The organism is Paraglaciecola sp. 25GB23A (assembly GCF_040012495.1).
Taxonomy (GTDB): Bacteria; Pseudomonadota; Gammaproteobacteria; order Enterobacterales; family Alteromonadaceae; genus Paraglaciecola.
Map to the genome: position 1 here is coordinate 125,527 of NZ_JBDYKM010000001.1, position 25,747 is coordinate 151,273.

General features: G+C 42.3%; 19 protein-coding genes. 7 read left to right on the plus strand and 12 right to left on the minus strand.

The window, feature by feature from the left end; all coding sequences use genetic code 11:
• Positions 1-13 precede the first annotated feature (13 nt).
• Entirely contained in the window at positions 14-190 is a 177-nt protein-coding gene (locus tag ABKW31_RS00545) for a hypothetical protein (protein WP_348614175.1), read from the plus strand.
• Between the two features lie 60 nt (positions 191-250).
• Here the strand turns inward: ABKW31_RS00545 and ABKW31_RS00550 are convergent, their stop codons facing one another.
• The 7 genes from ABKW31_RS00550 to lptD form a co-directional block, all read right to left on the minus strand.
• Positions 251-2,275, minus strand: a complete 2,025-nt coding sequence (locus ABKW31_RS00550; RefSeq protein ID WP_348614176.1) for a methyl-accepting chemotaxis protein — start codon at positions 2,273-2,275, stop codon at positions 251-253.
• A gap of 173 nt (positions 2,276-2,448) precedes the next feature.
• Positions 2,449-3,261: a symmetrical bis(5'-nucleosyl)-tetraphosphatase gene (locus tag ABKW31_RS00555; protein WP_348614177.1), complete on the minus strand. Its 813-nt coding sequence runs from the start codon at positions 3,259-3,261 to the stop codon at positions 2,449-2,451.
• A 5-nt stretch (positions 3,262-3,266) separates the two neighbouring features.
• On the minus strand, positions 3,267-3,644 hold the full coding sequence (gene apaG, locus ABKW31_RS00560; protein WP_348614178.1) for a Co2+/Mg2+ efflux protein ApaG: 378 nt from the start codon (positions 3,642-3,644) through the stop codon (positions 3,267-3,269).
• Positions 3,631-4,449 (minus strand): 16S rRNA (adenine(1518)-N(6)/adenine(1519)-N(6))-dimethyltransferase RsmA, encoded by an 819-nt coding sequence (gene rsmA, locus ABKW31_RS00565; RefSeq protein WP_348614179.1) that lies wholly within the window; start codon positions 4,447-4,449, stop codon positions 3,631-3,633. Before rsmA ends, apaG begins: the two co-directional genes overlap by 14 nt.
• Positions 4,442-5,425, minus strand: coding sequence for a 4-hydroxythreonine-4-phosphate dehydrogenase PdxA (gene pdxA, locus ABKW31_RS00570; protein ID WP_348614180.1), 984 nt, complete (start codon positions 5,423-5,425; stop codon positions 4,442-4,444). The genes rsmA and pdxA overlap by 8 nt, the downstream gene beginning before the upstream one ends.
• Positions 5,426-6,718, minus strand: coding sequence for a peptidylprolyl isomerase SurA (gene surA / locus ABKW31_RS00575; RefSeq protein ID WP_348614181.1), 1,293 nt, complete (start codon positions 6,716-6,718; stop codon positions 5,426-5,428).
• Positions 6,719-6,794: 76 nt separating this feature from the next.
• Positions 6,795-9,002: an LPS assembly protein LptD gene (gene lptD / locus ABKW31_RS00580; protein WP_348614182.1), complete on the minus strand. Its 2,208-nt coding sequence runs from the start codon at positions 9,000-9,002 to the stop codon at positions 6,795-6,797.
• A gap of 321 nt (positions 9,003-9,323) precedes the next feature.
• Here lptD and djlA point away from each other — a divergent pair, with 321 nt between their 5' ends.
• Positions 9,324-10,160 carry a co-chaperone DjlA gene (gene djlA, locus ABKW31_RS00585; RefSeq protein WP_348614183.1) on the plus strand — a complete coding sequence of 279 codons (837 nt, stop codon included), beginning with the start codon at positions 9,324-9,326 and terminating at the stop codon, positions 10,158-10,160.
• A gap of 99 nt (positions 10,161-10,259) precedes the next feature.
• Complete coding sequence (locus ABKW31_RS00590) at positions 10,260-11,003, plus strand: choice-of-anchor H family protein (RefSeq protein WP_348614184.1); 744 nt, start codon at positions 10,260-10,262, stop codon at positions 11,001-11,003.
• A gap of 34 nt (positions 11,004-11,037) precedes the next feature.
• On the opposite strand, the gene ABKW31_RS00595 is transcribed toward ABKW31_RS00590, so the two are convergent.
• Positions 11,038-11,235: an Arc family DNA-binding protein gene (locus tag ABKW31_RS00595; protein ID WP_348615164.1), complete on the minus strand. Its 198-nt coding sequence runs from the start codon at positions 11,233-11,235 to the stop codon at positions 11,038-11,040.
• 26 nt (positions 11,236-11,261) lie between these two features.
• Entirely contained in the window at positions 11,262-12,119 is an 858-nt protein-coding gene (locus tag ABKW31_RS00600) for an SPFH domain-containing protein (RefSeq protein WP_348614185.1), read from the minus strand.
• Positions 12,120-12,594: 475 nt separating this feature from the next.
• Here ABKW31_RS00600 and ABKW31_RS00605 point away from each other — a divergent pair, with 475 nt between their 5' ends.
• Positions 12,595-17,028 (plus strand): ExeM/NucH family extracellular endonuclease, encoded by a 4,434-nt coding sequence (locus ABKW31_RS00605; RefSeq protein WP_348614186.1) that lies wholly within the window; start codon positions 12,595-12,597, stop codon positions 17,026-17,028.
• Positions 17,029-17,122: 94 nt separating this feature from the next.
• On the plus strand, positions 17,123-17,641 hold the full coding sequence (locus tag ABKW31_RS00610) for a PEP-CTERM sorting domain-containing protein (RefSeq protein ID WP_348614187.1): 519 nt from the start codon (positions 17,123-17,125) through the stop codon (positions 17,639-17,641).
• A gap of 101 nt (positions 17,642-17,742) precedes the next feature.
• On the opposite strand, the gene ABKW31_RS00615 is transcribed toward ABKW31_RS00610, so the two are convergent.
• On the minus strand, positions 17,743-19,503 hold the full coding sequence (locus ABKW31_RS00615) for an acyl-CoA dehydrogenase family protein (RefSeq protein WP_348614188.1): 1,761 nt from the start codon (positions 19,501-19,503) through the stop codon (positions 17,743-17,745).
• A gap of 121 nt (positions 19,504-19,624) precedes the next feature.
• Positions 19,625-20,206, minus strand: coding sequence for a hypothetical protein (locus ABKW31_RS00620; protein WP_348614189.1), 582 nt, complete (start codon positions 20,204-20,206; stop codon positions 19,625-19,627).
• 73 nt (positions 20,207-20,279) lie between these two features.
• Between ABKW31_RS00620 and ABKW31_RS00625 the strand changes: the two genes are divergently transcribed.
• Together ABKW31_RS00625 and ABKW31_RS00630 are read left to right on the plus strand one after the other, a co-directional pair.
• Positions 20,280-21,344 (plus strand): efflux RND transporter periplasmic adaptor subunit, encoded by a 1,065-nt coding sequence (locus ABKW31_RS00625; RefSeq protein ID WP_348615165.1) that lies wholly within the window; start codon positions 20,280-20,282, stop codon positions 21,342-21,344.
• Positions 21,345-21,347: 3 nt separating this feature from the next.
• The gene (locus tag ABKW31_RS00630) at positions 21,348-24,458 is read left to right on the plus strand and encodes an efflux RND transporter permease subunit (protein ID WP_348614190.1); all 3,111 of its coding nucleotides are present in this window, start codon (positions 21,348-21,350) and stop codon (positions 24,456-24,458) included.
• Positions 24,459-24,554: 96 nt separating this feature from the next.
• On the opposite strand, the gene ABKW31_RS00635 is transcribed toward ABKW31_RS00630, so the two are convergent.
• Positions 24,555-25,727: a dipeptidase gene (locus ABKW31_RS00635; RefSeq protein ID WP_348615166.1), complete on the minus strand. Its 1,173-nt coding sequence runs from the start codon at positions 25,725-25,727 to the stop codon at positions 24,555-24,557.
• Between the last annotated feature and the right edge of the window lie 20 nt (positions 25,728-25,747).

Genomic DNA, 25,747 nt, shown 5'->3' on the forward strand with positions numbered 1-25,747 from the left:
AGGCGAGCAAATTGTGAAGTCAAACAACGGGGTATATCAGTCACCTCTAAGCAAGTTGTTTGCTCGCCAACAACCTAAGGTTAGGGCCAAGAAAGCCATGGCGGCTTTATTATTAGTGTACGCAGAACAAGATCATCGGCGTATTGCATTGCTGATAAAAGATTGGCTTAAAGACAATAAATTCAAGTGAGCACTTAAGCTACTTACAAAAAAACCGCCAACTGGCGGTTTTTTACATTGAAATGAAAAATTAGACTCTAAATTGTTGAATCGAATTTTGTAACTCTTCTGCCAATCGGGCCACTTCTTGGCTCGATTCTGAAGTTTGACGAGCGCCTATAGTGGTTTGCTCGGCAATACCCACTATGTTTTCTAGAGTTTCACTGATTTCAAGTGATACTACGTTCTGCTCTTTTGCCGACTGTTCAATCTGGCTACTTACATCGTAAGCCTTATGAACTGCGTCAGTAATTAACTGCAGGGCCGCAGTCGCTTTTTCAGTTTGCAATACACATAAGGTGGTTTGTTCTTTACCTTGATTCATTACCGCCACGGCTTTTTCAGCGCCAGCCTGTAATACTTCAATCATCGAATTTATTTCTTGAGTTGATTTTTGTGTGCGACTGGCAAGCGTACGAACTTCATCAGCAACAACAGCAAAGCCCCTGCCTTGTTCACCTGCTCTAGCGGCTTCTATGGCAGCATTTAACGCCAATAAGTTGGTCTGGTCAGCAACGCCGCGGATAACGTCAAGAATGCCGCCTATGCTGGCACTATCTTGGTGTAATTTATTAATAACATCAGCGGCTTGTTCCACGTCTTTGGCTAAGACTAGGATGATCTTTTTATTCTCCTCAGAAATGAGCTTAACTTTCTCAGCCTCGTTATCGGCATGGCGAATTTGATTAAGTGTATGCTCTGCGCTTTGTAACACTACCTGTGAGGTGCTATGCATCTCTGATGTCGCTGTCGCAACTTGCGCCACTTGTGATTTTTGCTCTTGTATTGATAAGGTCGTTTGGGCCGTGACCATTGAGGTTTCTTCAGAGGCCGCTGCTAATTGTGCTGCGCGTGAACTGATACCGGAAATAAGCGCTTTAAGACTGTTAATTAGGTTATTACAGTTTTTGGCTAATTCGCCAAACTCATCGTCTTTTGAATCATCTAATTTGCGAGTTAAATCACCAGAGGAAACAACTTTAAGCATTTCATTAACTTTGTGTAAAGGTTTAATAATGGCGTTAACGGTAATAAAGGCAATGCCGGCTGCGACGACAACAGAAATAAGTCCGATCACGATAGTAGACCACAATCCTGAGCTAACCGAACCTGCTACTTCCTTTTTGGATTCGACGGTTTTTGTATCAGTAAGTTTGAGTAAATCATCCAATTTTTTTATAGCTTGACTGATATTATCTTCTGAAGCGCGATAAGACGTTGACGCTTGGTTTCTCGCATTTAAACGCTTAACTTGAGTCTGCAATAAACCGTTTGATGATGTTACCGCAGTAACCACGTTATCCATCAAGCTATAAATTTCGTTTAGAGTGCCACTGCTATCTTGACTGTCTGCTGCAGTTTGAATCTCGGCTACCTTTTCTTTGATCTGACTAACAACTAGATCAACTTCGTTACCCAAGGTATCAGCACGCACAAGGGTGGATGTTTTAACGTATTCCGCGCCTACCGTTAGTAGCGATAATAAACTTGTCTCTAGGGTATTGCTGACTTCAGATGCTTTAGCCAATTTCTTATTTTTTGCAACAATATCTAGGTCAGCAAAGTCAAGAATATAGGTTGAGGTGTCATCCGAATTGTCTTCTATATCACCCAATAGACTATCAACCTTACTGGCATAGTCTAAACTGGCTTGTTTGTTATCGAAAATTGAATTTACATTTACAAGATAATCGTTGTAGATTTCTTCTGTTTCAATTAAAGATTGGCGCAAATCAGGCTCTTTGCTGACGATGGCTGTTAAGCTACGGATTTCACTGTCAAAGTTATTTTTACTTTTTTCGAAAGAAGCCTGTTTATTTTTGAGTTCGCTTAATTCGGTTTCATAGTAGGCTTCAGTGGTTAAACGGCCCATATTCAAAAATGAAACTTTTAGTTGACTGCTACCACTGACAGTGGGGATAGTCAAAGTATTCACTTGATCGGTGGCATTTTCTATACTTCTTAAACTGTTTACTGCAACTATACCGAGAATTAATAGCAGAACTGTAATTAAGGCGAAACCGCCGACTACCCGCATGGCTACTGTTATTTTCATTTTTTGGCCCTTGTTTTATTCGTTATATGGGGTTAAGTCCGTTTTACCTAATACTGAACTTATCTGTCCATAATTGTATCAGCAATTTGTTTGTTTAAAAAAATTTTAAAAATACCATTAACATACTGCTCTTTAAACCGAGTCACAATCTTTAACCTATCGACCCCAGATTGTTAATCTTGATAAGAGACTGAATATTTTTTGCCGTTTTGTCGTTGCCACATCGTTAATTCTTGCTGCCAGACGTATCCGGTATCCAATGCAATAAATTGCGGATGATGAGTCTGTCCAGCTAACGTTGCCCAGTGACCAAACACCACACTATCTTGGCTGCTTAAATTAACATTTTCAATATTAAACCAAGGATAAAGTGTGTTTGGGGCTAAGTCAGGCGAATCTTTACAATTAAACTCGAGTTTATCCGGCGCCAGCATATAACGCATACGAGTAAATGCATTGACAATAAACCGCCAGCGGCTGCTCCCGCTTAGGGTCTCATCCCATCTATTGGGTTGATCACCATACATCTTTTTTAAGATTTTTTGCCAGTCTTTACTTTGTAAGCTATCACTTACTTCTTGGCTTAATGCCAAAGCTTGTTTGATGGACCATTGCGGATAGAGTCCTGCGTGGCTGATCAGAGTGTGTTCATCAAGAGCCAAGGCTAAGGGTTTATGGCGCAACCAATAAATGTATTTGTCAATATTTGGGCTGGCAAGTAAAGCGTCGAATTTATCTTTTGTTTTGAGTTTTCTAATACCGCTGTAGACGGCTAAAAAATGCAGGTCATGGTTGCCTAAAACTGTTTTAAAGCTATCGCCCAAAGAATACAAGTAGTCTATTGTTTCCAGTGCTTGTGGGCCACGCCCAATTAAATCTCCTACCGCAATTAATTGGTCGTTCTTTGGATTAAACCCTACACTGTCAAGTAAACGCTCTAGAGCCTCAAAACAACCTTGAATATCGCCTACGACATACTCAGCCATAGTGTCTAATTAACTAAACTAGGAACGCGTAAGCTAAAAACGTCAATCGGCGCTTCAAATAGGGTTCCATCTTTGCCACGCATTTCGTAATAACCTTGCATACTGCCGACCGGTGTTTCAAGTATGGCACCACTGCTGTATTCAAACTGGGCACCGACAGCAATAGTCGGCTGCTGGCCAATAACTCCTGGCCCTTTAACTTCGGTATTTTTGCCATTCCCATCAGTTATTAACCAGTAGCGATTTAATAACTGTATTTCTTGTGGGCCGCTATTTCGAATCGTAACGTGGTAGGCAAAGGCATATTGGTCTTGCTCAGGCGCTTGTTCGGGGAGATATTGCGTCTGTACAGTAATTTTAATATTGTTTTCAGTTACTAACATTTGATAGTTCCAAACGATGGGCTGCATCAGCTATTTGAGCAAATTGTTGCAAGCTCAGATTTTCGGCACGTAAATCTGGATTAATGCCCAGTTCGATAATTTGTTGTTCATTTAAACTGTCTTTTAAACTGTTTCGTATCGTTTTGCGGCGCTGATTGAAGGCTTGTGCACATACTTTATGTAGGCTTGCTTCGCTTGCAACAACGACCGGTTTAATCTGATGCGGAGTAATACGTACGACAGCAGAGTCAACCTTGGGGGGTGGATTGAAAGCCTCGGGCGGCACATGTAACACTGGCATGATGTGGCAATGATATTGCGCCATCACGGAAAGTCTTCCATAATTTTTATTACCCGGCACTGCCGCTAAACGATTGACCACTTCTTTTTGCAACATAAAGTGCATATCTTGTACTTTATTAGCAAATGAAAATAGATGGAACATCAACGGTGTTGAGATGTTGTAGGGTAAATTACCAAAAATTCTGAGTGGTTTGTCGTCATTTATTAACGTTGCAAAGTCAAATTTTAAGGCATCAGCTTCTATAATCGTTAATTTGCTGGCCATAAAAGGATGGGTGCGCAGCCTTGCTGCCAAATCGCGATCTAACTCGACGACTGTTAATGCGTCAACTTGTTCACATACCGGTTCGGTTAAAGCACCTAAACCCGGCCCAATCTCGACTAAATGTTCGCCATTTTTAGGGTTAATAGCGCTAACAATTTGATCGATAACAAAAAGATCATGCAGAAAATTTTGGCCAAAGCGCTTGCGAGCTGTGTGCCCTAGATGTTGCTTACTCATAATTATTTACCAATGAAATTGCACTTTGTATTGCCAAGGCGAAACTGCCTGTTTCCGCATTCCCTGTGCCCGCAAAATCCAGCGCAGTACCGTGGTCAACAGATGTTCGTATGTAGGGTAGACCTAGGGTGATATTAATCGAAGCACCAAATCCTTTGTACTTTAGCACAGGTAAGCCTTGATCGTGATACATCGCAAGTACCGCATCCGCTTGTGCTAAGTATTTCGGATTGAAGATGGTATCAGCGGGTAGGGGACCACTTAATTTAATCCCTTCTGCGCGCAACATGTCGAGTGTTGGATTGATAATAGTGAGTTCTTCTTTACCAATGTGTCCATCTTCTCCTGCATGAGGATTTAATCCACACACAAAAATATGTGGCTGGGGGATAGCAAACTTGTGTTTGAGTTCATGATTTACGATGCGGATGACTTCTGATAATCCTGCTTGGGTAATGGATTTGGCTACATCCATCAAAGGAATATGCGTGGTGGCAAGTACAACTCTGAGTCCCTCTGTGGCGAGCATCATCACTACTTTAGGCGTGTCTGATTGCTCAGCAAAAAACTCTGTATGACCGCTAAAAGGCACACCGGCCTGGTTAATAATACCTTTGTGGACAGGGCCAGTAACAATGGCTGAAAATTCACCGCTTAAGGTTCTGGCGCCAGCTTGGGTCAGTGTTTCAAGCACATAATGGCTGTTAGCTTGATTCAATTGTCCCGCAACCACCGGCTCACCAAGCGGAATATGCACGCAATACAAACAAGCTGCATTCTGGATCTGTTCGGCTTGCGCCGTGTATGGGTGGAGCGTTAAAGGTAAACCGAGTAACGCTGCCCGTTGTTGGAGCATATTGGCATCAGCAAAAACGGTCAGTTGCACATCCCATTGTTGCTGAGCCAATTGAATAATTAAGTCAGGGCCAATCCCGGCGGGTTCGCCAGGTGTAATGGCAAGTTTAATAGTTGGCACTCAAATATCTTTTCTAGGAATAACGTCAATATAAGCACTGGCGCGAATCTCACGTAACCATGCATCCGTTTCTTCGGAAAATTTACGTTGGAAGAGCAGTTGATATGCTTTGTCTTCTTTTAGTTTTTCCGTGGCGTCACCAACGCGTTTGTCCATTAATTGCATTAAATGCCAGCCATGCACAGTACGCACAGGCGCACTAATTTCATTAATCGCTAATTTGTTCAAGGTATCTCTAAATTCAGGTACGTAAACATTGGGATCAGCCCAGCCTAGTTCACCACCTTTTAAAGCAGAGCCTGGATCGGCAGAATATTCCTTGGCCAAAGCGTCAAAGTCAGCATCACCAGCTAAAATTTTTGTGCGGAAGTCTTTGAGCATTTGCACCGCTTTTTCGTCACTCAATATGACTGAAGGTTTAATCAGAATATGTCTAGCATTTAACTCCACTACTTCGACTTTCTCGATACCACGGGTATCAATAACTTTTAGTATGTGGAAACCAGCGCCACTGCGAATAGGCCCAATTAATTCATCTTTCGCTCTATTTTGCACGGCTTCAGCAAATAATGTGGGCATAGAGTTAATATTCATCCAACCCATATTTCCACCTTCTAAGGCATTAGCACCAGAAGAAGAGGCCGTCGCAATTTTAGCAAATTCAGAACCACTTTTAAGAAGTTCGATAACTTTTTCTGCCGTACCTTTGGCTTTTTCAATATCGGCATCACTTGGTTCACTGGGGAAAGCGATAAGAATGTGACCCAACTCATACTCTGCTTGCTGCCCGCCTTGTTCATCAATCAATTTGACTAAGTTGGCTATTTCCTGAGGAGTGATGTAAATACGGCGACGTACATTGGCACGACGAACTTCTCCAACGATTAACTCTTTGCGAATTTCTTCACGATAAACATCATAGCTCATACCTTCTGCAGTGACTTTTTCGCGCAGTTGCTCAATAGTCAGATTATCGCCTTGGGCAATATTAGTGATGGTTTGCTCCAATTGCGGGTCGCTTATTTGAATACCCATTCGCTCGGCCATTTGCATTTGTAAACTATCGATAATTAGACGCTCTATGGCTTGAGTGCGCAAAGCGCGGTCAGAGGGTAAGTCTTGCTTATTAGCAATGGCGTTACGTTTTACCGAAGAAACGAGTTCTTCAATCTGACTTTCCAATACGACCCCTTGGTCAACAATAACTGACACACTATCGAGCATCTCAGGGGCGCTTTTAACGCTAGTTGATAGAAGCATACCTACTAAAAAACTGACTACTATTACTTTCATGGTTTCTTTTACTTTTAAGTTAATTACACGCCTAAGGCGAGGTTAGTTTAGAACAATTTTGGTAAGGCCAAATACCCTAGTTGAGTAAGTATGGACGGCGATAGCCAAATAATCCGTCGGTTAACATATCTCGTCCAGCACTTTTGCCGCCCATTCCTTTTAAAATAAACTGTAGGGCAATGCCTGATTCAAATTCGTTGGTACTTTGTGAACCGTTAAGGTCATAGCGATTACTCAAATGTCTTTGAGCCACTAATCTAATCGCCCAACAACAAGATTCATACTGTAGACCAGCATAAGTCTCAACAGTTCGATGACTTTTTACATCCTGATACCAACGACCTACCCAATGCCATTGATGGTTAATCGGCCAGCTTGTGGTAATACCGACCTGATTGATTTCTTCACCCGACAATTCACGTACATAACGATGGTTAATTTGTGCCACTCTATCTTTTGATGACGTGTACTCCAATGAGAGACTGCTGCGCTCTACTTTATCGGTCACACTTGATATTTGTGCTTCTGTATGGGCATACCATTTGCTGCCAATTTGCCAATCTATCTCTGCGGCTAAAGCTGAACGGTCATTTTGTTCCAATGCTGCAGCCACTTGAATATCTTGCAAATAGAATATTTGACCAAAACTGAGGGCAAATTTTTCGCGATTATTGTCATCCAATAAACGTGTTGTTAATCCTACCGTTAGTTGATTTTTATCACTAATTCTATCTAAGCCAGTAAATTTTTGACCTCTGAATAAACCATCAAAATCACTAAATAATCGAGTGGTGTCGTACAGGCCTATGTCAGTCTGACGCTGATAACTGGTATACAGGTATTGGATTTTCGGCTCAAGTGTTTGCACGGCATCTTTTTGAAACCAGTTAGCCTGTCGTTCAAAGGCTAGGGCGCCATATAATCTGGCTTGACCGAGAGTACGTGACACATTTTTAGCTAAACTAGTATTTTCAATATTGTCTTGGCGATAATAGGTTTGTAGTAGACTGGTCTCGGCTAAAAACTCACCCCATTGAGTTTGGTATGGATAACGTATACTGGGCGCTATATGTAAACGGGTTGCTTGCGGCCCAAATTCCGTATTGTTATCAAAATATGCCAGTTCTGAGGCCAAACCAAATTCAAAGCCATAGGCCAACTCACTTTCGTAATTGAGCTTCATTTCAGGTAGAGCGCGATAACTATTGGCGTGTTCTCCTAGTATTTCAAAGTCTCTAAACTGCAGGCTGAAATCGAGTTGATCATTGTAATAACTGACACCCAAGGTCTGATAAAGATGGGTATCGGCGCGGCTATAATAGTCAGAGCCAAGGTCAACAATATAGTTGCTATCGCTTAAACCATTATATTCGGCACTGACTTGCCAGTTGTCTAAAAAAGTTCCTTGATGCACAAAACGGTAAAAATAGCGGGCATCTTCTGAATCAGTTGCAATGTCAGTAGGTAAATACTCAAGGTCCACTTGACCACTATGTTGCACAGTCAGATAACGAAATTCAGTTTTTAATTGTACCCCTCTTTCCGACATAAGGCGTGGTGAAATAGTCGCATCCATATTTTCAGCGATATTCCAATAATAAGGTTGCTCGTAAGATAAGCCGGTAGCGGTCGAGCTAGAAATCATTGGATATAATAGGCCTGATTGCCTTGCGTCGGTCACTGGAAAAGCGAAATAGGGCAGATACAATACAGGAACATCTTGAATGTAAAAGCGCGCATGGCTGACTTCTCCCCAGCTTTGATCTGGGCTTAGAGTGATGCTACTGGCTTGAATTCGCCAATCTTCGTGACCTTCAGGACAAGTAGTAAAGCTGACATCGTTTAAGGCCACACCAGAATTCTGATTTAATTCAATCGTCTTGGCTTGGCCTCTGCCATTCATTGCAGCTAATTGATAGGTGGTATCAGTAATGAGTAATTCATTTGTCGAGGTGTTCAAGTCAACACTTTCACTACTTACTTTGATAAATTTATCGTGATAGGTCACCTGCCCTGATGCCTTTAATGATTGGGTGTTACGATTTACCCGAGCTTCATTGGCGGTGATCTTTGAGTCTTGACTGTCTATCTCAACCTTGCCGTCAAATTCAGCCAGGGTATCTTGTTGAATCATCGCATGTTGCGCAGTCACTCTAATTTGACCGGTTGTGAGCGCTGAATCTAATTCAATGGGCGCTATTGGAGCAAAACAAAGCTCTTGAGCTAAGCTATTGGCACTTATAAGTGCAAGGAAATACCAAAAAGAGGAAAGCTTTGTTTGCATAGAAAAGGTTTAATAGTGCCTAGGTTGCGTTGCGCATTGAAATCAATTGGCGATTTTAAGGGTTTCAACAAGATTTACCAGCAGACTTGCAAAAAAAGCAGCAATTCTATTATTTACACCGCTAAATTGAGCATTTAGAGGATTAATTTATCCTGCAACTACCCTTGTAAAACCCCTATTGGGTTCCCATTGCATTGATTAACTTAATCCACTGTTTGACTATGCAGGGTTATTTAGCCAAGTATACTGGTCTGCACTAAGCAAAAAACGGCTTAGATTTTTCACTATTTTCAATTATCTACAGGGTAACGATACATTATTATGATTGGTAGAATTTTAGGTACGCTATTTGGCTTTATGTTTGCCAGGATCCCCGGTGCTATTCTCGGCTACGTAGTTGGCCACTTTTTTGACAAAGGTTACAGTCAAGATTTCAATCAAATGGGGGGATTCAGTCGCTTTTTTACTAGCCAAGATCAGTTTAAGCAGCAAGCTATTTTTTTTCATACCCTATTTTCAGTGATGGGTCACATCGCTAAAGCGGATGGCAAGGTGAGTGATGCAGAAATAAAAATGGCCAGCTCCTTGATGAGCCAAATGGGTCTCGAAGGGGATACTCTGCGAGAGGCTCAAGCAGCATTTCGCGAAGGTAAGTCTGCTGACTTTCCGCTTAAACAAACGGTATTGGAATTTAAAGAATCGTGTCATGGTAGACGCGACATCTTGCAAGTTTATTTAGAAATACTTATTCAAGCCGCTTATGTCGATGGCAAATTGGACAAAGCTGAACAAGTTATATTAGAACAAGTTGCCCAATACATGGGCTTTAAAGACACCGAGTTAATGTATTTATTATCCGTGTTTGAAGCTGAATTACGCTTTCGTAGTGGTCAGGGCCGTGGACAGTCAAATCAAAACAAATCGAGCGCTTACTCTACTCAGCAGTCAATGAGTGACGCCTATAAAATTCTAGGAGTTAGTACCAGTGATGATGACAAATCAATTAAAAAAGCCTATCGCAAATTAATGAGTGAAAATCATCCTGATAAACTTGTTTCGAAGGGCCTGCCTAAACAAGCCTTGGAACTGGCAAAAAATAAAACTCAGGATATTCAGGCGGCTTATGAATTAATTAAAGAGAAAAGAGGTTTTCGTTAGTTTGTTTTTAGGCTGAAAAATAGTTTAAATTAAGTTTGGCTTCAGTTTTGGTTCATGCTTAAGGCTTCACACTTAACCCATCGTTAAAAGGAGAAAGTGATGAATACATTACGCTTAATTACCCTTGTCAGCTTGTTGCTTGGATTTAGTGTTCAGGCGCAAGATGGTGACTGGTCGGTACAATCGACAGAAACTCAATACAAGCAGACCAGCCAACTTTTTAGTAAAGATTCAAGGGGAAGTAACAAGTCTTTGTTGCAGACGATGAACAAAGACAAACATTCAAGCCAAACAAAGTCACAATCCCTGCACAATCAGGGAGCCATTAGTCTGCAATCGCGCTCCATATTGAACAATTATGACCACGAATTTTGGATTTATGATGCTTGGGTCACCTTGCGTAATGATTTAGATTATGACGGTTTTGTTTACCGTTTTTCTCTGGAGTTTGATGCTGATACGGTATACAGCGAAGCGGATGTTTATGCTCGTTTGTATTTATCCAGAGGGGAAGTATTCAATGAATATCATACTACCTCAGTCTTCACCATATATGGTGAGGGAAGCGATGACAGTTTATTGGTTGATAGCGAACTATTAAGCGGATTTCCCAGTGGCGATTATGAGGTACTGATTGAGTTGTACGATGCTTATACTGATGAACTTGTTGCTATCCTAGATGGTAATGATGATCCTGATCTTTATTTGCTCAGTTTAGAAAGCAAAGACTACGAATACACCGAACCTGTTGTGATAGTTGAGGGTGGCAGCTTTGGGTATCTAAGTTTATTGTTACTGCCTTTAATCGCTTTTCGTAGCAGAGTATTGCAAAAACTGCACTAGGGTAATAACCCAATAAGAATAAGCCCAGATGGGCTTATTCTTTTGGTTCGTTTTCAATCACCTCAGTTAATACTTTCTGGACTAACTTAACTCGCCCTTGCTTGACTAATGCGTCTCTCAATACGTATTCAATTTGTGCATTTAAACTACGCAAATCGTCATCAGCCCAGCGCTGTATTGCAGCTAATACATCAGCATTGATTCTTAAGGGAAAAGCTTTTTTAGACAAAATATCGGTTCCTCGTCAGATTTGCGTATTTAATAAATTGAGCCCGTATTGACGATGGGTTGTACGTTTTTGTCACCACATAAAACGACTAATAAATTACTGACCATCATGGCTTTTCGTTCTTCATCGAGTTCCACCATGTTTTTCTCTTTTAGTCTATGTAAGGCCATTTCAACCATTCCCACCGCCCCCTCAACTATCTTGCTACGAGCAGCAATAATTGCAGTGGCTTGTTGGCGTTGTAACATCGCGCTGGCAATTTCTTGGGCGTAAGCTAGGTGACTGATACGTGATTCATGCACGGTCAAGCCCGCTTTGCCTAAACGCTCCTGAATTTCTTGCTTTAATATTTCTGAAATACGCTGTGGGTGGCTGCGTAAGGCAATGTCTTGACTATCATCATCTTGCGGATCATAGGCATAACTACTGGCCATATTTCTGAGTGCCGATTCAGTTTGGATGGTGACATAACTTTCGTAGTCATCCACTTCAAACATGGCCTCTGCTGAGTCAGTAACCGACCAGACCACAATAGTGGCTATTTCAATCGGATTGCCCAGATTGTCATTGACCTTAATTTTGGCACATTCAAAATTGCGTACCCGTAAAGAAACAGTTTTGCGCATATAAAACGGGATCGTCCATCTCAGACCATTACGTTTTTCAGTACCTACATAACTGCCAAACAATGTCATCACTTTGGCTTGATTAGGTTGCACCATAAAAAAGCCAGCCCAGCATATCAACACGAGTAAACTGGCAATAAGGGCCAAAGGGACGAGGATCTGGTTAACTAACATAAAGCCAAATCCGAATTGTAAAATCGGTAAAACGGCAAAAAAAGCCAAATAACCATTGATAGAGAAACCTGCTTTTTCAGTAATCATATAAACCTCAATTTGATATCATTATGATATGTATTTGACTTAGCTTAACGTTTTTTTTGTAAGCTGCAAATTATTTTTTGCTTAATTCTAAAGAGCATGACTTAAATTTAATTGATAGAAAAAAGTTATAAGTAGTTGATTATTTTGGCTCGCCGATATTTTAGTGCGTCAAAATGATGCGTGCCTGGCCCTGTTTGGAACGGCTAAAGTCAGAGGTGGAGTGTAAAATTATCCCAAAAAAAATAATGTGGACTATTTAGTCTAAGTAAGTAGAAAACGAGTAAATCTTGTGCAATTATCGCAGCAAATCAACTGGACGCAGTTCCACTAAATAAAACATAAACACCAGTGATTTGTAATTAAAAAAGCCGCAAGTTTATTCCTCGCATTCATCTGAATGTCATAGAAGTAAAACAAAATCGCAGGCCAAAATAAAAATAACCAGAAAACTGGCTAAAAACAGTTAGGAGAAACGATGAAATTAAAATATCCAGCTTTGCTGGCGCTTTTTATGGCGCCGGTAACGCAAGCAAGTGATCTAATTATCTCGGGCGTATATGACGGGCCGTTAACCGGTGGTACACCTAAAGGTGTTGAGTTATATGTACTAAACGATATTGCTGACTTATCAATATGCGGTGTGGGTTTCGCCAATAATGGCGGTGGTACGGATGGGCAAGAATTTACCTTCCCGGCTGGTTCGTCAGCGACTGCAGGAAGTTATCTTTTTGTGGCTTCTGAAAGTGCACAGTTTAGTGCCTTTTTTGGTTTTGCTCCTACGTATACCGATAGCGATGCAGGAATCAATGGTGATGATGCTGTTGAATTATTTTGCAACGGTACTGTTGTTGATGTTTTTGGTGATATCAATGTTGACGGTACAGGAACCGCTTGGGATTCTATGGATGGTTGGGCTTATCGTAATTCGAATACTGGCCCTGATGGTTCGAGCTTTGTAATAGCGAATTGGACTTTCAGTGGTATTAACGGATTAGAAAACGGTACGACTAACGACACAACTAGTAGTCCATTCCCTATACAAACTTATGTCAACGATAATACTGGTCTTGGCGGTGGAGACACTGGTGGCACGACAATCAGCGGAAGTGTCTGCACCAACTGTCCAGATTTAGAAAAATTTAAAGATTTAGCGGCTTTTAATGCCACTGATTATTATGCTGCTGTGCAAACAGAAATTGATCTGGGTTCAAGCGCACAAGTGATTAAAACCACTATCAACTCAACTATAAGTAGTGATATTAAGTCATTAACTTACGCTGAGGTATGGACTGCACTGACTTACACCGATGAAGATCCTAGCAATACAGATAATGTGATCTTGTGGTACACCGCTCGTTCACAGGCAAAATCAACTAACGGTAGCGGAGCGGCATCCACTAATCCAGATAACTGGAATCGAGAACATTCATGGCCAAAAAGCCATGGTTTCCCAGATGAAGGCCAACTCGCTTATACCGATATTCATCATTTACGCCCCAGTGATATCAGTGTCAATGGTTCACGCAGCAATCTAGATTTTGATAACAGTGATTCTCCCTTGGCAGAAAGCCCGAGCAACAGAATCGACAGTGATTCATTTGAACCTCGTGATGATATCAAAGGTGATGTTGCTCGCATGATGTTCTACATGGACACACGTTATGAAGGCGCGGGCTCTGACAACGTGAATGACCTAGTATTAGTCAATCGTTTAACTAGCGCCGCAGAACCTAATCTAGGCTTTTTGTGCACACTTATCGCATGGAATAATGCTGATTTGGTGGACGCCTCTGAGCAAAGTCGCAACGACCGAATTTATGAATTGCAAGGTAATCGTAATCCCTTTATTGATAATCCTAGTTGGGTAGCAACGCTATATCCTGCAGAGTCATGTGATACCTCAGGTGGTGACACTGGCGGCGGCGATACCGGCGGCGGTGATACGGGCGGTGGAGACACCGGCGGAGATACTAGTGGTGGCGAAACTACCTTGGTATTTATCAACGAAATTCATTACGATAATGCTAGTACTGACAGTGGGGAAGGTATTGAAATAGCCGGTCTTGCAGGTACTGATTTAGCCGGTATGACCTTAGTGCCATACAACGGTTCAAACGGCACAAGTTATAGTATTACCGCGTTGACAGGCATTATTCCAGATCAAGAAGGTGGTTTCGGTACTTTGTGGTTTGCCATAAGTGGTTTACAAAACGGTGCACCAGATGGTGTTGCTTTAGTTGCTGCTGATGGAACAACCGTACTACAGTTTTTAAGTTACGAAGGTGCATTTGAGGCGACCAATGGTCCCGCTATAGGTATAATGAGTACTGATATCGGCGTGGCTGAAACTTCTAGTACCCAAGTGGGTGAATCCTTACAGCTAGTAGGTAGTGGATTTAGATACGAAGATTTTACTTGGCAAGACGCAGCAGCGAGCAGTAATGCTGCGATTAACAGCGGCCAAAGCTTTGTTGCTCCAGCACCATTTATCAATGAAATCCACTATGACAATAGCGGTGCCGACAGTGACGAAGGCGTTGAGATTGCCGGTCTTGCCGGTCTTGATTTAACGGGTATGAGTTTGGTGCCGTACAATGGTTCAAACGGCACAACTTATAGTGTCACCGCGTTGTCAGGCGTTATTCCTAATCAACAAGGTGGTTTTGGTACCTTGTGGTTTGCTATAAGTGGTTTACAAAATGGCGCCCCTGATGGCGTAGCATTGGTTGCGGCTGATGGAGCGGTTCTGCAATTTTTAAGTTATGAAGGTGCGTTTGCTGCAACCAATGGCCCTGCTTCGGGTATCAGCAGTACTGATATTGGTGTGGAGGAAACAAGTTCTACACCCATCGGACAGTCTCTACAATTAATCGGTTCTGGTGTGCAATACAGTGACTTTACTTGGCAATCTCCAGCAGATGGCACTGCAGGGCAAGTTAATACCAATCAAACCTTTGGTTCTGGTGGAGCTGGTGGCGACACGGGCGGTGAAACTGTTGAACTTGGTGTTTGTGCAGACCCCGCTACCTTAATCAGTGCTATTCAAGGCAGCGGTTCTGCATCTCCAGTAGAGGGCGACGATCATGTTGTTGAAGCCATAGTCAGTGCGTCGTTTGCTAATTTGAGTGGTTTCTTTATTCAAGAAGAAGCGGCCGATATGGACGCCGATAGCCAAACTTCAGAAGGTCTGTTTGTTTATTATACCGGTACGTTGCCAGAGGTTGGTTCAATAGTCAGAGTATTGGGTAAGGTTGAAGAAAGGTTTGAAAAAACTCAGCTAAGTGCGAGTGAAGCTCCCTTAGTGTGTGGCAGCGACGTTGTTGTGGCTACTTCATTTAGTCTACCGTTTGCTAATGCTTTAGTGCCTGAAAGTCTGGAAGGTATGTTGGTTTCTGCGTCAAGCGAATTAGTCGTTACTGATAATTATAGCCTTGGCCGCTATGGAGAAGTTGCACTCGCACCTGAACGTTTGTTTGTGCCAACTAATCTGTATGTAGCTGGGAGCCCTGAGGCGATTGCATTAGCGACTAACAACGCACTAAGTAAAATTACCTTGGATGATGGCATGAATGGCTCAAACCCTGAACCGGTTATCTACCCAACAGGTGAGCTATCAGCAGCGAATACTTTGCGTGGTGGTGATACGGTCAGCAGTCTAACTGGTGTGATGGATTTTAGTTTTAATTTATATCGCATCATCCCCACTGAGGCACCAACCTTTGCTGCGACTAATCCCAGAACCGCTGAGCCTGAACTGACTCAGGGCAATCTGAAAGTTGCTAGCTTAAATGTGCTAAACCTGTTTAATGGTGACGGTCAGGGCGCTGGCTTCCCAACGGCTCGTGGCGCAAGCACCGCTGCTGAATTGGAAAGACAAATGGCTAAAACTGTCGCGGCTTTAGCTGCAATGGATGCTGATATTGTTGGTTTGATGGAGATTGAAAATGATGGTTTTACGCCGACCAGTGCCATTGCGCAACTTACCGACCGGTTGAATGCTGCAGTAGGAGCTGAAGTTTATAGCTTTGTTGATGGCGGTGGTGTCATTGGCACCGACGAAATCAAAGTAGCACTGCTGTATAAACCTAGCAAGGTAGTGACTGTTGGCAGCTACAAGATTTTGGATAGCAGCAATTCAATTACTGATGAGCAAGGTCCATTATTTGTAGATACCAGAAACAGACCTGCATTCAATCAGAAGTTTGCTCTACTCAAAAATGGCGAAGAAATCGTGATCAGCGTTAACCATTTGAAATCAAAAGGCTCAAGTTGTGGTGCGGGTGATGACGATACGACAACTGATCAAGGGAACTGTAATTTAACCAGAACCCGTGCGGCAAAGGCTCTGTTAGCTTTCCTTGCACAAGAATATGCAAATGAACCTACTTTGATTATTGGTGACCTGAATTCTTATGCACAGGAAGAGCCCATTCTTACCGTCAAACAAGGGGGTTACACCGACTTGGCAAATCTTTTCCAAGGTAGTGGAGCCTACTCATATGTCTTTGGTGGTGAGTTTGGTTATCTCGACCATGCCTTAGCCAGTGCCAGTCTAGTGGACAACGTGGTTGATACAGTTGAATGGCATATCAACGCTGATGAGCCAATCGTATTAGATTACAACGTTGAGTTTAAGAGCGCTCAGCAGCAACTTGATTTCTACGCAGCCGATGCTTATCGCATGTCTGATCATGATCCTGTATTGATTAGTATGTTATTAAAAATCAGAGAAGATTATGACGGTGATGATGATGTTGACCAACGTGACATTGTTGAGTTGACTAAGGCTATTGCGAAAAAACAAGTCATAGACAGTCGTTTTGATTTAAACGGTGACGGAGTGATTAATATTCGCGATGTTCGCATCATGCAACAACGTTGTACACGTCGTAACTGTGCTACCAATTGAAATATCATTTTAATAACGCAGCAGTAAGGAATAGATAGTTTACTGCTGCCCTTGATACTTGTTGCATCAGTTGGTGACAACATAAGGAATATTGATGAAAAAAATTATTTTTACTTTACTGATGTTGGTTGGCTTTAGTGCTAAAGCCAATGTCATAAATATTGATCTGAGTAATACAAATTTGGCTGTGGGTGACACTACCCAGGTTACACTGACCGCCGATAGTTTTGAGAGTTTTGAGTACTTTGAGTTTGATTTAAACTATGACAGTACAATATTTTCATTTGTTCCATCGTCATTTTTTAGTGACATCGGGACTCGTGATGTTGATATGGTTGCTGAAGAAAATCCTTTTGGAATGACGTTCCTATTCTTCGGAACTCCAGTATTAGCAGGGACTCATGTATTGGCTCGATTCAATTTATTAGCTATTGCGGCAGGGGACCCAACCTTCTCGTTATTGAATGTAGATTTTCTGGGAGCTGTTGATGGTTTGAATGTTGATAGTTCAGCCCAAGCAACGGCCAAAGTCTCTGCTGTACCAGAACCTAGCTCCCTTGTTTTGTTTAGCCTAGTGGGTTTAACGCTATTAAGTCTTCGCCGCAAAGCCTAGTTAAAGTCGTTAATACGAAAAAGGCGCTTGATTTCATATCAAGCGCCTTTTTTAATTTTTATTAGCTCGAAGCTCGAAGCTCGAAGCTCGAAGCTCAATAGCTACTGATAATCAAATTCATTATCAGCGGGCGCTAACAAATCCTCAGCACCACTAAACAAGTTAGCTTTAAACCCGTCTTTTCGTGGTAACAGGCGCTTTAGATAAAAAGCACAAGTATTGGCTTTGCCGCTTTTGATACTGGCAATACTAGAGTGTTGAGCGCTATCTGCCATGCTAAGCCATAATACACCTAGGATCGAATATGCACTGTAATGCATATAGTCGTAAGCACTGCCGGCTAAGTCAACTGCGTTTAAGCTAAGCAGTTGTTTGGAAGTGTCAAACCACTCTTCTAGAATGTCTTGGGCAAATTGTTGGCTGGCGGACATTTGAATGTTAGCAACCAACTTGGCTAATACCGTATGAGTGGCCTGCAACATATCGCCTTTGTCTCGTGCGAGTTTACGAGAAATTAAGTCAGCAGCTTGAATACCATTAGTGCCTTCATACAGCTGGGCAATACGACTATCGCGCATCAGTTGTTCCATGCCCCATTCGCGTATATAGCCATGGCCACCAAAAACTTGAATACCAAGGCTACTTACATCTGTTCCTATGTCAGTCATAAAGCCTTTGCAAATAGGGGTTAAAAAAGCGATCACTTTATTAGCTTCGTGCTTTTGTGAGTCGCTGCCAAATTTTTCGATATCCATTTGCTGAGCGTATAAATACGCGAGTGCGCGCGAGCCTTCGGTCAAGGCTTTTTGTGTTAACAACATTCTGCGCACATCAGGTTGAAACATGATGCTATCAGCTTTTTTACTTGGTTCAGCCGCTCCTTGTGGTGCGCGTGATTGCAAACGTTCACGTGCATAAGTCAAGGCCCCTTGATAAGAGGCTTCAGCCACGCCTAAACCTTGTAAACCCACTTGAAAACGTGCGTCATTCATCATCGTGAACATGCAAGCGAGCCCTTTATTCTCACTACCCACCAACCAACCTTTAGCATTGTCGAAGTTCATCACACAGGTTGGGCAGGCTTTTATGCCCATTTTCTTTTCGATGCTTCCCACTGATAAGGTGTTGAGTTCACCTAGTTGGCCATTGCTATTAACCAGCACCTTGGGCACCAAAAATAGGCTTATACCTTTAACACCCTCGGGCGCATCGGGCAAACGTGCCAATACCAAGTGGCAAATATTGCTACTCCAGTCTTGATCACCACCAGAGATAAATATTTTGCTGCCGGTAATATCATAACTACCATCATCATTGGGCGTGGCTTTACTGCTCAATAGGCTAAGGTCAGTCCCAGCATGAGGTTCCGTTAAACACATTGTGCCAGTCCACTCTCCGCTAATTAACTGACGTAAATACCTTTGTTTGAGTGCTTCATCACCATGTTTGGTCACTGCTAGTACAGCGCTTTCGGTAAGCATACAAATCAAGCGCCAGCTTAAGTTCGCAGAATTCAGCATTTCATGCACAGGTATTGCGATGGAGTTAGGCAAATCTTGACCTTCATAGTCGGCGCTGCCTAACATGGCATTCCAACCATTAGCGATATAGTCTTGATAAGCTGCAGCAAAACCGTGGGGTGTGCTTACCTTACCTTCGTGTAATTTACTACTTTGTTCATCGCCTTCACGGTTCAATGGCGCAATGACTTCTTGTGCAAACTTGGCACCTTGATTGAGAATTTCATTGACCAACTCCTGATCAAAATCTTGCTGACCAAGAGCTTGGTAATGGTCACATATGTTAATCCAATCATGTAATAAAAATTGCATGTCAGCTAATGGGGCATGATATTGCGGCATATTGATACTCTTTAAAAGTTGACTACTCCGACCAGTATATCCGATTTTTTACTTAACTTGCGGTAAAGTAACGAATATTTGGTATAAGTTAAGGTGATACTTGCATTCACACAAGTTATGCTTAGGGTGCAAAATCGTGATCTTGTTCATCGTTATTGAATAGCTCAGTGAGCAAAATTAGATCACTTTTTTCTGACCATTGTGATGAAGTAGTAAGATTCGGGTTGATGACATTAATGTTGACTACTCTGCGCTCAGCCCATTCGGGAACGGGCAGGGCCTGTGCTAGGTTTTCAAAACCGTTGGACAATGAGCAAGCATAGATGTGCAAATTGTCAGGTCGGGTTGCCAATAACTGACCGACTTCAACGTTTAGTCCCGTGTTTTGCCAGACCGCTTGATGAGCGGTGCATTGAGCGGATTGCTGCATGTTCATACTGCCGGAAGGTAATTGCCATCCGTTGTCGTTTTGCAGCTTAATGACCAAAAGTTTAGTGTCTAACTTTATAAAACAGGCTGCAGGCGCCGCAGGGGCAGGTGAGAACATTGGGGCAATTCTGCACATAGGGTCGGCAAGTTGCTCTTTGGCACAACTACTTAGCAATAAACTACTTAAAGCAACAATGACTAATCTGAAGTGCCAAAAACCGCGTACAGAAGGGCTTTGCAAAAGCATCATTTGTTGTAAGCCTCTGGTTAGCATAAAAAATTCGCCAACGGGCGATGAAGTTTCACAAGTATTATTAAACTATTTGTTCTCATATTATAGGTAAAAAATTTTGAAAGGATTAAAGTTCTCGCCCCTTATTATCGCAGCTATCGCATTTATTGCGTTAATTGTTTATTTGTATCTTCCAAAAGAAGCAATACAACAAACTAAAAGCCAAGTGCTGACTCCTGTAACTGTGCATGTGATCAAATCAGAACCTTTTCCAATTACCATAGAGGCTTTAGGTACAGCCAAAGCCAATGAGTCTATTGCATTAACGGCGCAAACCACTGATACCGTGCAAAGTGTTGAGTTTGATGATGGCGACATTGTTAAGCGCGGTCAGTTACTTTTAACCTTAAATGACAATGAAGAGAAAGCACGGCTCAATGACTTAGACATTAATTTGCAAGAAGCCAAGCGACAATTAAATCGTATTACTAATCTTGCTAAGGAAAGCGCTGCCTCAGAACAATTACTGGACGAACAACAGGCAAAAGTAAAATCATTGAAAGCGCAAATGGACGTTGTCACTGCACAGTTAAATGAATTAGAGATACGCGCACCATTTGATGGTGTATTAGGTGTGCGCCAAGTGAGTTTAGGCGCTTTACTCAAGCCAGGTGATTTAGTCACCACTTTGGATGATATCGCCATAATAAAGCTTGATTTCAGTATCTCTGAATCTCACTTGCCTACTGTTGCCATTGGGCAGTTGATACAGGCGACGTCGGTTGCTTACCCTGGAGAAGTTTTTGAGGGAGAAATTACCAGTATTGCTTCAAGAGTAGATCCTATAACGCGCTCAATTCCGATCCGCGCTAGCATTAATAACCAACAACTCAAATTACGTCCCGGTATGTTGATGCAAATCGAGTTGCAAAAGACGGTTTTGCAAACCTTAGTATTGCCCGAGCAATCTTTGGTACCGGTAGAAGACAAACAGTTTGTTTTTGTTGTGGTTGACGGTGCCGTGATTCGACAAGAAGTGGTAGTAGGCAAACGTAAACCTGGCTTGGTACAAATCATTTCGGGCTTAAGTGAGGGCGATAATGTGGTGGTTGAAGGAACATTACGCTTGCGAGATGGCTCAAAAATTCGTGTACTAAGCACTGAAAATACCAAGGGGTAAACGATGTTACTTTCAGATCTCTCGGTAAAACGTCCGGTCTTTGCCTCTGTAGTAAACCTACTGCTGATTGTATTTGGTATTGTTTCTATTACCTTACTTTCGCTGCGCGAATATCCTGATATTGACCCGCCTATAGTGTCGATCAATACCAATTACCCCGGTGCTTCTGCCTCTATTATTGAAACCCGTATTACTCAATTATTAGAAGATCGTATTAGCGGCATTGAAGGCATCAAAAACATTTCATCGAGCAGTCGCAACGGCCGCTCGTCTATTACTATTGAATTTAATTTATCCCGTGATATTGATGCGGCCTCAAATGATGTGCGCGAACGTGTCAGTCGGGCTTTAAATAATCTACCAGACCAAGCTGAACCGCCGGAAGTCTCTAAGGCCGGCTCAGATGAAGACGTGATTGTTTGGTACAACTTGCGCAGTGACAGTCTATCGGTTCTTGAACTAACTGATTATGCTGACCGATATATTGTTGACCGTTTATCGGTGGCTGAAGGCGTGGCTAATATTAGATTGGGCGGCGGACGCAGCTACGCAATAAAAGTATGGTTAGATCGCAATGCCATGGCCGCTCGACAGATTACCGTTAGCGATGTTGAAAACGTCATTCGTTCAGAAAATGTTGAATTACCCGCCGGTGAAGTAGAATCAATAAGTCGAGATTTTGAAGTCAGGGTGGCACGCAGTTTTTTGACACCAGAAGATTTTGCTAATTTAACCATTAAAGCCAATGCCGATGGCTACCTAGTCAAATTGGGTGAAATTGCCAAAGTAGAGTTGGGCGCTGAAGATGACGAAGCTGAATTTCGTGGTGGCGGCGTGAATATGATTGGTTTAGGTATTTCTAAACAGTCAAAGGCCAATACACTTGAAGTGGCTCGCGCTGCTAAAAAAGCCATACAAGAAATTGAAGCTACCTTACCCGATAACATTTTTATTGTACCCAGTTATGACTCATCAGTATTTATTGAAGCGTCGATTAACGAGGTTTACGAAACATTAGCCATCGCGGTATTGATGGTGGTACTGGTTATTTATGTTTTCTTGGGCAATATTCGCGCAACCTTAATCCCAGCGGTTACCGTACCTGTGTCTTTAGTCGCAGCCTTTATCGTCATGTATGCTTTAGGTTTCTCAATCAACTTACTGACCTTGTTAGCTTTGGTACTGGCGATAGGCTTGGTAGTAGATGATGCTATTGTGGTACTTGAAAATATCACTCGGCGCATAGAGATGGGCGAGCCGCCTCTACTTGCTGCTTATCGAGGGGCGCGAGAAGTAGGTTTTGCAGTTATAGCGACCACCCTAGTATTAATTTCAGTTTTTGTCCCTTTGGTTTTTTTAGAAGGTAATATTGGACGACTATTTACCGAATTTGCTCTGGCTATAGCGGCAGCGGTGGCTTTTTCAAGTGTCACGGCGCTGACCCTTTCCCCGATGATGTGTTCCTCTTTGTTGAAAAAGCGCACTAAAACCTCAGGTTTTGCGCATTGGGTTAATCAAAAATTCAAAAAAATAGAACTGAGTTATTTTAATAGCTTGAATACCAGTATTCACCAAACAGGATGGATGTTGATCTTAGTTGTGACCAGCATTGCTGCTTTATTTCAACTGGCTAATTTGATCCCTAGTGAATTGGTGCCTAAAGAGGATAGAAGAAACTTTTTTATTCAAGTACAAAGCGCTGAAGGCGCTAGTTTTGAGTCAAATTCTGCCAATGTTAAAAAGTTAGAAACTATTTTACTGAAGTATCTAGATGCTGGTGAAGTAGAGAGAGTATTAGTTAGAACGCCTGGTTTTGGTGGGTCTGCAGGGATTGGGATTGTCGGCATGCCGATGCATGGTGAAGACTCGACCTCAACCTTTGACATTATGGACAAGGTAAGTGCAGAGATTTCTGAGATCCCTGACATTCAAGCTTTTGCGATTATGCGCAGTGGTATAGCTGGTGGCGGATTAGGACGACCAGTGCAATTTGTATTACAAGGTAATACATACGAAGACTTAGTCGCGTGGCGCGACATCGTTATCGATAGGGCGCGAGAAAATACCAAACTAGTCAGGATGGATTCAGACTACAAAGAAACCTGGCCACAACTGTTAGTCAATATAGATAAAGACCGCGCTGCGGATTTAGGCGTGTCATTTAGTGATATTGGTCGTACCTTGGAAACGATGTTAGGGCAAAGAAGGGTATCGACCTTTTTAGATAGAGGTCAGGAATATTACGTTATTATGGAAGGCTGGGAAGAAGACTACCGCAGCCCACAAAGTATCGAAAATATCTATGTACGTTCGTCTACAACCAATAGACTTATTCCCTTGGATAACTTAGTTAGTGTTGAAGAGCGTGCGACGTCCTCGACTTTAAATCGCTACAATCGAATGCGCAGTATTACTATTAGTGCCAACTTAGCCGATGGATATACCGTCGGTGAAGCGCTCGAATATTTACGAAATATCGTGAATACAGAACTTCCCAGTGAAGTCTCGATTGATTACAAAGGTGAGTCCCAGCTTTATCAAGAATCGGGCAATTCAATACTATTTATTTTTGCCTTAGCATTGGCTATTACCTACTTAGTACTAGCCGCCCAATTTGAAAGTTGGATCCATCCTTTGGTGATCATGCTCACTGTACCTATGGCTTTGGTAGGCGCTTTAATTGGTTTGTATTTTGCGGGCATGACCATGAATATTTATAGCCAAATAGGACTGGTGATGTTAATTGGCTTAGCGGCCAAAAACGGCATATTAATCGTCGAGTTTGCTAACCAATTACGTGACGCTGGTTACGAATTTGAAGACGCGCTGCGCCGTGCAGCAACCCAACGCCTGCGACCGATTGTGATGACCGGTTTTACCACGGTATTCAGTGCGTTGCCGTTAGTCTTTGCCACGGGTGCGGGGGCAGAGAGTCGCACAGTAATTGGTATGGTGATTTTTGCTGGCGTACTGTTGTCAGCGTTTATGACCTTATATATCGTGCCTACGGCTTACTATTGGTTAGCCAGAAACACCCGCTCTCCTAACGAGTTAAGTCAAAGACTAGAGAAGTTAGAAGAGGAAGTGCCCTATAAAAGGGGTGATCTTGAGTAGCTTCTTTCAAGCATTGAATCACTATTCAAATAACTAAAAAAGGGGCTTATGTTGTGACATAAGCCCCTTTTTTACTGCTACCACTTTTATGAATGTTTAATGTGCAGCGGCATACTCTTCAGTAGCACGCCATACTCGTAACAAGTTACCACTCAAAATTTTAACAATATCTTGCTCACTATAACCGCGGTCTAATAAACCTTGTACCAAGTTAGGATAAGTAGACACGTCTTTTAAGCCAATGGGCAAGGTATCACCAACACCATCATAATCTGAGCCAATACCCACATGGTCGATACCAATGAGTTTGACCACATGATCAATATGATCCAATACGGTTTCTAATGTGGCATAAGGCAAGGGATTTTTTTCAGTATAAGATTTTGAAAACTTCTCAGTTTCCTTGCTGTCTTTGCCTTCTTTTTCTTCAACTTCTTTGCGTTTTTTACTAAAAGCATCGCTCCAAGTACGGGCTATTTTACTGACAAAAGTGGAGCCGAAGTTTATTTGAATAACGCCTCCATTTTTACCCAAGGCTTTTATCATATCGTCATCCATATTGCGCTCAAAACCCGGTGTAAAGGCACGTAGCGATGAGTGAGAAGCAATAAGCGGTACCTTGGAGATTTCGACAGCCTGATAAAAAGCATCATCAGAAACATGGGAAATATCCACTAAGATGCCGATTTTGTTCATTTCCACCACTAATTCTTTACCAAAGGGGCTTAAACCTTTCCATTGACGGCGAATATCGTAAGAAGAGTCTGAGATATGATTGCTTTGTGAGTGGGCTAGGGTGATATAGCGAATTCCCCGTTCGTAAAAATGTTTGAGGTTTTCGAGGCTACCCTGTATGGGCGAGCCATTTTCCATGCCCATAGGTAATGAAATCAAACCTTGTTTAAATTGTTGTTCTACATCTGTGGTAGATTTTGCAATAGCGAACTTGTCTGGTGCACGACCAACGATGGCTTCTACAAAGTCGATAAGTTTGTCGGCTAAAGCGGTTGATTCAGCTGAGTTGTCTAAACTGGCTGGCACGTAAATCGACATAAAGGGGGCATTTAAGCCACCTTGCTTAGCGCGAGGATAATCAAAGTCGCCATTCTCGGTTGCTTGCGTCACATCTTCCCATTGCTTATTTAAGCGATAGGGGACGTCGATATGGGTGTCGATTAAAATATTGTCGTAAGTTAATTTTTTAGCTTTTTCAGATGCCACATAAGCGGTATCTGCAATGGCTGATGAACATAACAATGCGCTGGCCATTGCTAAATACAAATACGAAG